Source organism: Streptomyces sp. NPDC025618 (assembly GCF_055558795.1).
The window spans coordinates 62,314-74,987 of record NZ_JBVHLW010000013.1 but is presented as its reverse complement, the minus strand read 5'-3'; the positions used below and the strand labels follow the sequence as shown (position 1 = coordinate 74,987).

9 protein-coding genes are annotated in these 12,674 nt (G+C 70.2%); 6 read left to right on the top strand and 3 right to left on the bottom strand.

What is annotated here, in order from left to right; all coding sequences use genetic code 11:
* The first annotated feature begins 22 nt into the window (after positions 1–22).
* The 4 genes from ACZ4A5_RS14570 to ACZ4A5_RS14555 all read left to right on the top strand — a co-directional run bounded on the left by ACZ4A5_RS14570 (position 23) and on the right by ACZ4A5_RS14555 (position 7,071).
* Positions 23–1,141 carry a hypothetical protein gene (locus tag ACZ4A5_RS14570; RefSeq protein ID WP_467582575.1) on the top strand — a complete coding sequence of 373 codons (1,119 nt, stop codon included), beginning with the start codon at positions 23–25 and terminating at the stop codon, positions 1,139–1,141.
* The gene (locus tag ACZ4A5_RS14565) at positions 1,138–2,256 is read left to right on the top strand and encodes a hypothetical protein (RefSeq protein WP_467582573.1); all 1,119 of its coding nucleotides are present in this window, start codon (positions 1,138–1,140) and stop codon (positions 2,254–2,256) included. Before ACZ4A5_RS14570 ends, ACZ4A5_RS14565 begins: the two co-directional genes overlap by 4 nt.
* Before the next feature lie 176 nt (positions 2,257–2,432).
* Positions 2,433–4,169, top strand: a complete 1,737-nt coding sequence (locus ACZ4A5_RS14560; protein ID WP_467582571.1) for a hypothetical protein — start codon at positions 2,433–2,435, stop codon at positions 4,167–4,169.
* A gap of 37 nt (positions 4,170–4,206) precedes the next feature.
* Positions 4,207–7,071, top strand: coding sequence for a M91 family zinc metallopeptidase (locus ACZ4A5_RS14555; protein ID WP_467582569.1), 2,865 nt, complete (start codon positions 4,207–4,209; stop codon positions 7,069–7,071).
* 171 nt (positions 7,072–7,242) lie between these two features.
* Here ACZ4A5_RS14555 and ACZ4A5_RS14550 read toward each other — a convergent pair whose 3' ends face one another.
* Positions 7,243–8,151 carry a LysR family transcriptional regulator gene (locus tag ACZ4A5_RS14550; protein WP_467582567.1) on the bottom strand — a complete coding sequence of 303 codons (909 nt, stop codon included), beginning with the start codon at positions 8,149–8,151 and terminating at the stop codon, positions 7,243–7,245.
* Positions 8,152–8,277: 126 nt separating this feature from the next.
* Between ACZ4A5_RS14550 and ACZ4A5_RS14545 the strand changes: the two genes are divergently transcribed.
* Positions 8,278–9,390, top strand: a complete 1,113-nt coding sequence (locus ACZ4A5_RS14545) for a tartrate dehydrogenase (protein WP_467582565.1) — start codon at positions 8,278–8,280, stop codon at positions 9,388–9,390.
* Between the two features lie 65 nt (positions 9,391–9,455).
* Positions 9,456–10,721 (top strand): 2-hydroxycarboxylate transporter family protein, encoded by a 1,266-nt coding sequence (locus ACZ4A5_RS14540; protein WP_467582563.1) that lies wholly within the window; start codon positions 9,456–9,458, stop codon positions 10,719–10,721.
* 164 nt (positions 10,722–10,885) lie between these two features.
* Here ACZ4A5_RS14540 and ACZ4A5_RS14535 read toward each other — a convergent pair whose 3' ends face one another.
* Both ACZ4A5_RS14535 and ACZ4A5_RS14530 read right to left on the bottom strand, forming a co-directional pair.
* Positions 10,886–11,443, bottom strand: coding sequence for a hypothetical protein (locus ACZ4A5_RS14535; protein WP_467582560.1), 558 nt, complete (start codon positions 11,441–11,443; stop codon positions 10,886–10,888).
* A gap of 28 nt (positions 11,444–11,471) precedes the next feature.
* Positions 11,472–12,494, bottom strand: a complete 1,023-nt coding sequence (locus tag ACZ4A5_RS14530; protein WP_467582557.1) for a polyprenyl synthetase family protein — start codon at positions 12,492–12,494, stop codon at positions 11,472–11,474.
* Between the last annotated feature and the right edge of the window lie 180 nt (positions 12,495–12,674).

Below are 12,674 nucleotides of genomic sequence, written 5' to 3'. Positions count from 1 at the left end.
GAGAACCGAAGGAATAGCCACCATGAGCGCCAACAACGGCGGCACCAGCCGCCTGACCTACGGCATGGCCACCGTTCCGGCTCCCCTGGCCACCGACCGGCCGGCCCACATCGACATCGTCGTGTCCAACTCGGGCACCGAGGCCGTCCTGTGCAAGCAGATCCTCGTCGAGATCCCCACCGGCGACCTCGCCCAGGACCTCGTGCCCGCAGGGCACCGCATCGTTCCCACCGTCGATCCGGCCGACCAGTGGACCGTCGACGAGATCGAGAGCGGCGTCCTCCTCACCCTGCCCCAGGACGAGTTGGCGGCCTTCACCCCCGGCAACACGCCGCTCACCGTCCGCCCCACCAGCGGCGAGTCCGTCTCCCTCACCGCCCACGGGCTCCTCCTGCGCCTCAAGGACTTCAAGGCCAACGCCCTCGTGGGCACCGCCCTGCTGCGCATCCGGGAGACGGTGAGCGTCGACAACGGCCGGACCTGGGAGACCAACCAGCTCGTCCTCCCGCTCGCGAAGTACCCTCCGGCCGAGGCACTCACGGCCGACGTGGTCGGCGACCTCGCCCTGCACGAGCCCGACGCCAACGGCAATCCCGGCTCCACCCCCATCACTCTGCTCAAGCCGGGCGGGCAAGCCGTCCTCAGCTGGACCGCACCGCCGGACGCCATCTGCGACGTCTACTACAACGGCAAGCACGCGGAGCAGCTCCGCGACAAGGAGAAGTGGCAGCACACCGTCACGGGCCTCACCCGCGACACCCACTTCCACGTCCAGGTGACGCTCAAGCGCTCCGGCGACACGGTCACGCACCACCTCTCGACGGCCGTGGCCGTCGAAGAGCCTGTCTTCCCGCGGCTGACCGTCGAGACCATCAAGGCGAACGGCGCGAAGAACGGGGACGGTCACCAGCTCCTCACCGTCCAGGGCGCCATGCGCGTGGATGAGGAATGCCACGTCTTCGGCACCCTGTACGGCGGAGGCGGCACACTCACCGTGGGCGATGCCATCGTCGCGCGGAAGGACCTCACCGTCGGCAAGGACATGAACGTCACCGGCGCCGTCGAGGCGAGCGGCGACATCACGACCGACGCGCAGTTCCTCGACCCCCAGGGCACGCCGCTGCGGGGGAAGCTGGCATGACCGGCAACATCACCATCGGCGGACGCCTCAAGGCCACGGGAAACATCAGGGCCGGCAGCCACCTGCGGATCCGCAACCCGGGGGCCGACAGCCGGGACTTCTTCTACAACGGTACGGACGAGCGGACGTTCACCGTCCCCGACCACGTCACCATCCTGTCGCTGTACGTCCGGGGCGCCGGGGGCGAGTCCGTCGACGGGGTGAGCGGGGGCAAGGGTGCCTGCGTCCAGGCCCTGCTCCACGTCACTCCCGGAGACCTCATCGGCGTCCGCATCGCCCGCGACGGCTCATCGGGGGCCTCGGCACAGGTCTCCCACAACGGCACGCTGATCGTGGGGGCGGGCAGCGGTGGAGAGGCGGGTGCGGCCGGCAGCCGGGGTGACGCCGGGAAAACCGGTGGCGACGGCGGCCAGGGCACGACCGACGGCTACCCCTCCGGCGCCCCTGGCGGCTCCGGGGGGAACGGGGGCGGTGGTGGCGCCGGTGGAGACGCCGGACACGTCACCCCCGCCGGCGGTACCGCCGCCGGCAGGCCAGGCGACCCCGGGTCAAGCGGAAGCGACGGCGGCGACGGCGAACGCGGCGGCAACGGTTGGAAGTGGGGCCTGTACGGCGTCGGTATCGGCGGAAACGGCGGCGGGAAGGGAACAACCTCCAGCGCCGGTAAAGGCGGTACCGCCGACGACACCAGCGCCGGCAATGGAAACAACGGAAACGCGCAGCAGGGTGGTACCGGGGGCTCCGGGGCATCGAGCGGAATCAACGCCGGCGGTGCCGGCGGCCAGGGAGGCCACGGCGGCTCCGGCGGCCGGGGAGGCCGGGCCGGTGCCAACGGGAACGCGCGGACCCGGGCAACCGACGGAGAGGCGGGGCAGGCCGGTTTCGGTGGTGGCGGTGGCGCAGGCGGAACCTGGGGTGGCGGCGCCGGCTGGTTCTCCGGAGGCGGTGCCGGCGGCGGAGGCGGCGGTGGCGCAGGCGGTGGTGGCGGCCACGGCGGTGCCGGCGGCGACAGCTACTTCGACGCCGGCAGGGCCACGCTCGTCTCCTCCGAGGTGAACAACACCGACGTCGCGAAGGTCACCATCGCATGGGGAAATCACGTGTTTCCGGCGTGAAACCACAGGACGCGGCCCGGCATTGCTCCACGCCGGGCCGCGGGCCGTGGACGGCACGGAAGCCCCTGCCCGGCCGCCCCGGCTTCCCCCAGGGGCGGCCGAGGCCACAGCGAGCGTCAGCCTGAGGAATCAACGGTGAGTCACACCACGCAACACCAAGAGGACGGGATCCGGCAATGCCATCCATTGAGGAAATAGCCGAGAGGGCGCGGAACGGAAGTCTGCGGCTCCAGGCCGAGGAGTTCACCGACCCAGCGGTCCGTGACGCGTTCTCCACGTATCTCGGCTCCTCCGAACTGAACTTCTCGGACGCGGAATTCACCGCGGAGAACATGACGGTCCGGGGGCGCTGCGCCGTGCCCGCCCTCGGGCCGGAGCCTCGCCCGGTCGTGGCGGAGTTCCTGGCCGACACCTCGGGCGGCACGCTCGTGGGATTCGTCCTGGTCGCGGACGCCCCGAAGTGGCAACTGCCGGAGCCTTTCCCGGCCTATGACCTGGGCCCGCTCCAGGCCCTGGGCGCGCGGTCGCCCGTCGTCGTCCTCGATGCCACCCCTCATACGGACAAGGAGTCCGGGCAGGAGCGGACGCCGGTCGTCACAGGAGCCCGGTGGGAGCTGCCCGGCCTCGACGAGCCGGTGCTGTTCCTCGCCTCCGTGCACGAGGGCGCGTTCACGGTGTCCGCCCGCTTTCCCGACGGGCTCACCCTGCCGTCCCTGCGGCACATGGCGGATCTGCCGGGCTGCACGGGCGCGGACGCCGTCACCGATCACTTCCCCGCGGAGTGGCAGGGGCTCCTCGCCTCGGCGCTGCCCGCGCTCCGCGAGGTCACCGTCTCGTACGCCCCCGGGGACGGACGGGTGACCGGAGAGATCGAGGTCGACCTGGCGCACGAGTGGCCCCTGTTGGCGGGTGTGACGCTCAGCCAGGTCCGTGCGCGGATCGCCCTGGACTCCGCCGCCCGGCAGAACGGCTGGGGAGGGCTGTCGGTCGGGCTGAGCGCCCACCTGTCCGTGGCCGGGCTGGAGAGCGCCGTCACGGTCGACCTGCCCGCCTTGACGGCGCACGGCGAACTCGCCGACGGCAGCGGCCTCTTCGAGCGCGCCGCCCCCGACCTCGGCAAAAACGGCCTGGGGCGGCTCTCCTTCCTGTGCGACCTCCGGGAAGGCGCCTTCGTCGTCGCGGGAGAGCTCCTGAAACCCCTGGAGATCGCGGGCGTACGGATCGAGGACCAGACGGTCCTGGTGTCCGGCGGCGGGGACCGGGCGCTCGAGGTCACCCTGGCGGGCACGCTCGTCGTGGGCGGGGCCCGGATCGGGGTGAAGGCCGCCAGGAGCGCCCTGGGCTGGGGGCTGACGGTCGAGGCGGACCGCATCGCCTTCCGCGACATCAGCACCTGGACCGAGCAGGCCATGGGCAGCGGCCTGCCCGCCTCCCTGGCGGAGCTGACATTGCGGGAGCTGTGCTTCGAGATCGTCCCGACTCCCTCCGGACGGCTGTTCGCCGCGGCCGGATCGGCCGAGTTCCCGCTGCCCGCCGGGCTGCGGGCCCGCGCCCACCTCACGACGCGGATCAGCACCGGAGACGGCCCGCCCGACGTCGAGGCCACCGGCTCCCTCCTCCTCAGCGGCCCGGACGCGTCGCTGATGGAGCTGGATCTCGCGGCGGACAGGGATCCGGAGGCGACGAGCTGGACCGCGACCTGGGCCGCCCAGGAAGGCATCACCCTCGGCGAGGCGCTCGCCCCCCTGCTCCCCGCGGCGGGCTCCCCGACGGCGGGGCTGCCGAACCTGCTGCCCGCCGTCGAGAAGATCTCGCTGCGCTACACCGCGCCGACGGCGGCCGACGCCGCCGCCTCCCTGGTCCTGACCACCGACGCCCAGCAGGCGCGGGCCGTCCTGGTCGTCACGGACTGAATCCCCGCCGAATCCCCGAAAGGAACCACACCCCGTCATGCGTCGCCTCACAGGGCTCGACCCTGCCCGTCTGACACCACCGCAGCCGGTCCGGGCGGCCGCGGAGTCGCCCATCGAGATCGCCTGGCTCGGCGGCAAGCCGCTCTCCCTCACCGTGATACGTCCCGGCATCGCCGTGTGCCCCGACCCGGACACGCTCGACATACGCGACGACACCTCCAACCCCGACCCCGGCCTCGAGCTGGACGAGGAGGAGTACGTCAAGGAGATCGACTACCTGCTCCAGCGGATCGAGTCCTCCGAAACAGGCAGGCGCCTGGTCGAGTTCCTGGGCCACGCCCGGCCGCTGCCCGACCCGGACGGCACCTACGGCGGGCCGGAGGACTGGGACACAGGCATCAGCACACGGGTCCTGTGCCGCCACGGCGGCTCCCGCAAGAGCGGTACGACGCCGAAACAGCGCGACCTCGCGGGGATCAACGTCATCATCACGCAGGCCACGGACGGCAAGCCCGTCCAGTGGTCGCTGAACTCCAGGCTCAAGGGTCCGCTCTACAACGGCCGGGGCGTGTACTCCATCGTGTCCTTCCACCCCCGGGTGCTGCTGCTCACCGACGACGTCGCCACGGCCCCCGAGGTGACCCTCGCGCACGAGCTGATCCACGCCGCGCACGCCCTGTCCGGGACCATGGACGACACGGGCCACGACGACGAGGAACGCGCCAGGGTCCGGCAGGCCGCGCTGGCCGAGACCGAGCGGCTGTTCCGCGAGAAGTACGGCACCGGCTACGCGGTCAGCATGAAGGACCCTCGCCCGGTGGACGTACCCGGCACCGGGAAGTCCGAGACGCGTCAGGAGCGCGAGGCGTTCTACAAGGCGACACTCACCGAGCTGTCCCTGAGATACCTCTACCCGCTCCCGGTCGCGGAGACGGAGCAGGGGCTGGTCGTGCTGCGCGGCACGAACTGGGAGGAGATCCGCACCCACGGCAGCGACGTGGCCCTGGAGTGGATCGACGGTGTGGTGGAGCGGCACAAGGGCCGGCGTGTCTCGCCCTCCCCGGCCGAAGTACGCGCCGAGCGGGTGGCCTTCGACCACCACGCCCGCGCGGTCCTGCGCGCCGGCCGGCGGGACGCCGACGGCCTCGCCGCCCTGCGCGACGCCGCCGCCACCTGGCAGCAGCGCACGCGCGTACGCGGGGTCACCGAGGTCGCCATCGCCCGCGACCTGGGATTCCGGCACCGCATCGCCTACGTCGCGCTGACGAGGGTGGAAGGCGTACACCACCTGGACGTGCCCCGTCGGCGGATCCCCCACCGTCTCTTCACAGGGGCGAGCAGCTTCGTCTACAAGCGCGACCTCTCCTCCCTGAACGAGCTGGCGAAGTTCCTGAGCACCGTCGACCGGGCCGCCGCCTTCCAGGTGTGGGATCACCGGGACAAGATCGGCGCCGCCCGCCTGGAGCAGGGCTACCTGGTCGAGCAGCGCGCGTGCCATCGCAGCCGTGGCAATCCGGCCGAGACCTCCCGGCCTCAGTGGATGAGTCCCGACAGCCTGCCCGAAGAGCAGCGGAAGCAGGCCGGGGCGCTCGTCAACCGGGCGCGGCACGGCACTTCGGCCACCGGCAAGGCCCCCTGGGAGCAGATCACCGACCTGTACGCGGGCCAGGCGACGGGCAGTCCCGAACCCCGCAAGGGAAGTGTGGGCTTCGTCGCCATGGTCCCGGCCAAGGTGAACAGCTACGAGAAGTTGCTCACCCTGGCCCGCCGCTACCGCGACGAGGCCACCGCGACCGGGCAGGGCTGCGCGCTCGTCATCGGTCTCAACGAGGGCTATCCCTACGGCGAGAGCGATACCAGACGCGAGGAACGCGTCGCACGGCAGCGGAAGATCATCAATGACTTCACCAAAGCCTGGCGGGACGAGAAATTCCCGGTCGCCGTCCTCTCCTTCCTCTGGTGCGCGCCCAAGGGCAAGGCGAGTCTCAGCGATCAGAAGACCATCCCCTACGGCGCCATTCGGCAGACCATCGCCGGGAGCGACCAGGCGCAGGCGTTCGCGAAAAGACTGTACGACGGCGGCAAGGGATACGAGCGGATCTACTTCCACACCGGCGACGCCGATGTGATCTCCCTCAGGACTCCCGCGGACACCCCGCTGTACGACACGGCGGCGGAACGACTGGCGAAGAAGAACTGGCCCGACCTCTTCAGCGGGGGCTACCGCCTCCCCAAGGGCAATGACCCGCGCGTGGACATCGCCACCGCGATGGACCGGGACGTCCGCGTCGCGATGGCGAAGGCCGACCCCAGGACCGTCTACTTCCCGGAGCCCAACACCTTCATCAAACTCCTGGAGGGCGACACCCGCCTGGAGGACGGCGTCACCTTCGGCACGGGCGACCAGGAGGGAGAGGCCCTGGCGAAGTCCCTCGCCAAACTCCGCGGCGAGGACAAGGAGAACAGGGTGTTCGCCCCCGAATGCTCCGTCGTCACCGACGGCGACAGGCTCGTCAAGGCCATCCAGAACACGCCCGCGACAGGCCCCGTCAGCGACCGCGTCCTCGCGCTCCGCCAGTCCTACACCCAGAGCCACGCCCGCCGTGAGGAGTGGCGCAAGCGTGTGCTGGACTTCTACGGGGTGGCGCCTGCTACGGCGTGGGTCCTGTCGGATCTCGTCTTCTACGTTCCGGAGGACAGCAAGCTCGCAAAGCTCGCCGACATGGACCCGGCAGTGTTCGAGCGGTACATCACCAAGGGCAGATGGACGGAGCTCAGCAAGAGGATCGAGGAAAAGAGCCCCGGCACCCTCGCTCAGACCTCGCTCGGCGAAATCATCGACGGCACCCACGAGGCCCTGCTGCGCAACTACGTCGAGGCGTATCGCCTGCTCCCCCACTGAGCACGGAGTGAACGGGGCCTGATACCGATGCGGGCATCAGGCCCCGGCCTGCCACCTCGGCGTTCCCGCCAAGACGTGCCGTGATCGACCACCGGCTTGCCGCGGATGCGCGTACCCCACAGCGGAGTCCGGGTTACGAGGCACCGCAGCACGGCGGCCTCGCGCCGGGGATCAGCAGTTGTGGAGTCGCGCGGCGAGTCCTTCCCGCAGGCACTCGACGGCGGCCGAGACCCGCCGAGGAGTCTGCGGGTTGCCAGGAGAGAGGGCGAGGATGTCGGCGTCGGGCGTGGTGACGTTCGGCAGCACCTGGACAAGCCTTCCCTCGCGGATGAGCGGATCGACGTGCCAGGTCGAGCGCATGATGAGCCCGAGCCCCTGCAGGCACCACTCGGTCACGACGTCTCCGTCATCGCTGATCATGCTCCCGTCGACGCGCGTGTATTGCTGTTCGCTGCCCGCGCCGAACCGCCACAGCGTGTAGTCGTTGCTGTTCTCGCGCAGAAGGATGCAGTTGTGCTGCGCGAGATCGGCGATGGTGCGTAGCTCCGGGGCGTTTCGAAGGTACTGCGGTGCGGCGCACACGATCCTCCGGTTGCGGGCGAGGAGCCGTGCCGTCAGCCGGGAGTCCGGCACCGAGCCCACCCGGACGGCGATGTCGAAGTCGGTCCCCGAGGTGTTCAGCGGGAGAGCGGAAAGCTCCAAGTCGATGCTGACGCGGGGGTGCCGCTGAGCGAACTCGCCCAGCAGCGGCGCGATATGTGCCCGCCCGATGCCGAGTGTCGAGTGAACCGAGATCCTCCCCCGGAGCTCGCCGCGGTGCTTCGATACGCCGTCCTCGAGGTCCGCCTTCTGCTGCAGGATCGATGCCGCGCCCTCGGCGTACCGGCGCCCTTCCTCGGTCAGGGCCAGTCGACGAGTGCTGCGCCTGACCAACTGCACACCCAGCCGGGCCTCCAGCGCGCCGAGCCGCTTGCTCACGGAGGAGACCGACTTGCCCCACGTCCGGGCCGCCTCGGTGAGACTCCGCGATCTCGCGATCTGCTCGAAGAACTCCAGATCGTCGATCGATGCCAGATCCACGCCACTTCTTTCGACTCAGGAAACAATGCCTTGCCGCAAGGGCTCTCGATGGCGGCTTTCTTGTCTCCTAGCCTACGTGGGGCGGGAGACGACCCTGCCTTTTGATCGAGTGGAAAGGCCGAGTTCATGACACGCACCCACCGCATCGCCGTCATCGCCGGCGACGGCATCGGCCAAGAGGTGGTCCCCGAGGGCCTGCGCGCCTTGAAAGCCGCCGCGGAGACCTTCGAATTCGACCTCAGGGCAACCGAGTTCGACTTCGCGAACGCCGACTACTACCGCAAGCACGGCCGGATGCTCCCCGATGACTGGTTCGAGCAGCTGCGCGGCTTCGACGCGATCTTCTTCGGCGCTGTCGGATGGCCGGACGCGGTACCGGACCACGTCTCTCTCTGGGGCAGCCTCCTGCAGTTTCGCCGGCATTTCGACCAGTACATCAGCCTGCGACCGGTCAAACTCCTGGCCGGGGTGGACAGCCCGCTCGCAGGCCGGGTGCCGGGCGACGTCGACTTCTATGTCGTGCGGGAGAACACCGAGGGCGAGTACTCCAGTATCGGCGGCACGATCTTCGAGGGCACAGACCGGGAAACGGTGATCCAGGAGACGGTGATGACCCGCACCGGCGTGGACCGAGTCCTCGACTACGCCTTCAAACTGGCCGGCAGCCGTCCCGCGAAGCATCTCACCTCGGCCACCAAGAGCAACGGCATCTCCATCTCGATGCCCTACTGGGACCGGCGGGTGCAGGAGGCCGCCGCGCGGTATCACGAGGTGAAGGTCGACAAGTTCCACATCGATATCCTGACGGCCAACTTCGTACTGCACCCGGACTGGTTCGACGTCGTGGTGGCCAGCAATCTGTTCGGCGACATCCTCTCCGACCTGGGACCGGCCTGTACGGGGACGATCGGCATCGCCCCCAGCGGCAACATCAACCCCGAACGCAGATTCCCGAGCCTGTTCGAGCCGGTGCACGGCTCGGCCCCGGACATCGCGGGCAAAGGCATCGCCAACCCGGTGGGCCAGATCTGGAGCGCCGCCATGATGCTCGAGCACCTCGGCGAACAGCAGGCGGCCGCCGCGGTCCAGCGGGGGTTCGAGAACGTCCTGGCGCGCGGCGACAAGGAGGTCCTGACCCCGGACATCGGAGGCAACGGCAGCACACGGGCCCTCGGGCGGGCCGTCGCTGAGGAGATCAGCCGCGGCCCCCTTCTTCCGATGAAGCGAGAACCTGCGTGAACACCATGACAGCCCTTCGAAGAGATCCGGCCCAAGTCCCCCGGTCCACTCCCGGTCGTGCCTCCGTGATCGTCCCCGTCCTCTTCGCCGCAGTCGTCGTCACGGCCGGGGCTCTCCACGCGATCCCAGCCGACATGATCGGCGGCCTGGCCGTCATCACCTCGCTCGGCATGCTGCTCGGCCCGCTGGGAAACCGGCTGCCGATCATCTCCAGAGTCGGCGGCGGCGCCCTGGTCTGCCTCATGGTGCCCTCCCTTCTGGTGTACCTGGGAACATTCGACAAGAACATCCTCGGTGCCGCTACGGCGCTGATGAAGGACGCCAACTTCCTCTACTTCGTCATCGCCACCCTCGTGGTCGGAAGCATCCTGGGCATGGACAGCACCACCGTCCTGCGCGCGCTGGCACGCATCTTCGTGCCCCTGGCGGCCGGCACCGCCGCAGCGGTGGCCATCGGCACCGGGGTCGCCATGCTCTTCGGCTACAACCTCCGACGAGCCGTCTTCTACATCGTCGTCCCGATCCTCGGCGGCGGCATCGGTGAAGGTGTCATCCCGCTCTCCACCGCCTACTCCAAGGCTCTGGGAGGAGAGTCGGCGCACTTCGTCGCGCAGCTCATCCCGGCGGCGGTCATCGGGAACATCACCGCCGTCGTCCTCGCCGGACTGCTCAAGCGACTGGGCGAGCGCCGCAGCGCACTGGACGGTGGCGGCGCGCTGGTAAAGCCGAAGCGTGACGCCGCGGACGCCGAACCCACGCCCGATCACGACGCTCACCATCAGCCGGACCACGCCCTGGACTCAAGCCCGCACTATGCCCTGGGCCTTTTGCTGATCTGCGGCATGTACGTCCTGGCGAACATGGCCGAGCCGCTCCTCCACCTTCCCGCGCCGGTACTACTGATCATCTTCTCGGTCCTGTGCAAGATCCTCAACATCGTCCCGGCCGGTGCGCGCAGCGCGGCCCGCGCGATCTACGCGATCACCTCGGGGCACCTCATCTATCCGACGATGGTCGGCCTCGGTCTGCTGTACATCCCGATGGGCCAGGTCATCGGGGTTCTCTCGATCGGCTACGTCCTCACCTGTGTCGCCGTGGTGGCCGTGATGGCACTCGCCGGCTTCTACACCGGCAAGGCGCTGGGCCTCTACCCCGTGGACTCCTCGCTCGTCACGATCTGCCACAGCGGACTCGGCGGAACCGGCGACGTCGCCATCCTGTCCGCCTCCGATCGCATGGCGCTGATGCCCTTCGCTCAGATCTCCACCCGCATCGGCGGGGTCACCACCGTCATCTCGGCGGCAACCCTGATCCACCTCACCAGGCCCTGAGCCACTCACCCGGGCGGGTGTGCCGGTCTCCGACCGGGTGCGGGGGCGCGTGCGAGGGTCGTCCGCGCCTCGGCTCCCTCTGCATGGGCCCACCGGGGTTCGAGCCCGGCCCGGAGCGGGCCGCTGACCTTCACCGTAGCCGCCGACAGCTCGTCCTCTCAGCGTTAAGCCTGGAGTACGTCTGCCCATTGGGCCAAGAGAGGGTAGGCGGGAACGGCTCCCGAGCTTGTGTGGGCTGGGCGCTCGGGCGTGACTCGGACTGCGCTGGCGGCCTCGGGGTCGAGGTAGCGCAGGGCTGTCCTGGAGAAGGGCACGTTCCCGGCGATGGACAGGTCGACGCCTGTGAAGTAGCGGCGCGTTTCGGGATCGGCGGTCTCCAGGGCTTTGTCGCGCAGGAGCAGGTAGAAGCGGCCCACGGCCCGCACGGCGTCCGCCAGCGTCGCCTCCGGCGAGCTGGGAACCGCGATGTCGTTGGCGTGCCAGCCCCAGGCCAGGCAGTCGGCCAGTGGCCGGGCGGCTGCCCGGGGCGTGTGGGGAAGCACGTGGGTGATCAGTGCCGAGGCGACGGCGGCATACAGGGCGGCCGTCTCGGCGCTGCCGCCCACGTTGTGCCGCTGGGCCCAGGCGGTGCACTCGGCCCGGAGCCGGTCCGCGTCCGGGCCCTTCTCCGCGGGGAAGGGAAGCCAGAAGGTCAGGAAGCCGTCGGGTAGTTCGGTGGTCATGGTGGCCTCGCTCAAGACGCGTAGACGGTCAGTGATCGCGGTGGACGATCGTGTGGGCCAGGGCGGCGAGTTCGGCGGCGGGAACGGCTTCCGGCTGCGCGAGGGCCAGGTGTTCGAGGGCCTCGGCGGTGCAGCGGGTTGCCCGGCGCAGGGTTGTCTCCCGTGCTCCGGTTTCCTCGATGAGTCTGGCGGCCTGACGGCAGTCCTCCTCGCTCATGGGTGCGTCCTGCTGGTAGAGGGCGCGCAGGGCTGATGCCTGCGGGGTGCGGCCGGCCATCGCGGCGGCGACCGGCACGGTGATGGTGCGTGCGCGCAGGTCGGAGTGGGCGGGCTTGCCGGTGAGCTGTTCCTCCCCCCAGATGCCGAGGATGTCGTCGAGGCACTGGAAGGCCAGCCCGAGCAACTGCCCGAAGGCGCGCAGATGCCGGGCCCGGGCAGGGTCCGCGCCGCCGGCAAGGGCACCGAGTTCGCACGCGCAGGCAAACAGCTCGCCGGTCTTGGCCGCGGCCACTGCCACAGCACGGTCTTCGCTGACACCGGAGCCGGCCTCCAGGAGAGTGTCGAGATACTCGCCCTCGATGAGCGACTGGACGCTGCCCAGCAGGATAGGGATGGCCTGTGCGCCGCGGTTGGATTCGGTGAGGGCATGGATGGCGGCGAAGAAGAGCGCGTCGCCCGCGAGGAGGGCCGCGGGCAGGCCCTTGGCGGCCCACAGTGCCGGGCGGCCCCGGCGTAACGCGTCGTGGTCGATGATGTCATCGTGCAGCAGGCTGGCGTTGTGGCCGAGTTCCACGGCGGCCGCGGCCGGGTGCGCGTCTTCGGGTGTGCCGCCGACGGCACGGCAGGCCAGAAGGGCAAGCGCCGGACGCACGGCCTTGCCGTCGACGTCGGCACTCTGGACGGTACGGTCCTCCGCCTGCCAGCCGAAATGCAGGGCGACCGCATGCCGAATCTCGGGGGCAAGGCCGTTGACCCGGGCGCGGATCAACGGCCCCACTATGGCAGCGGTCTGCGCCAGGATCGTCGTGCCATCGCGCGGGGTCTCGGACATGTCAGCCTCCGCTGCCAGGGTGGGCCAAGATCGGGCGCCGTCAGTGTGGAGGGGCACACAATCTGCCGGGCAGTACTCACAGCCCCGGGGGGGGGGGGGGGGGGGGGGGGGGGGGGGGGGGTGGGGTGGGGGGGGGGGGGGGGGGGGGGGGGGGGGGGGGGGGGGGGGGGGGGGGGGACG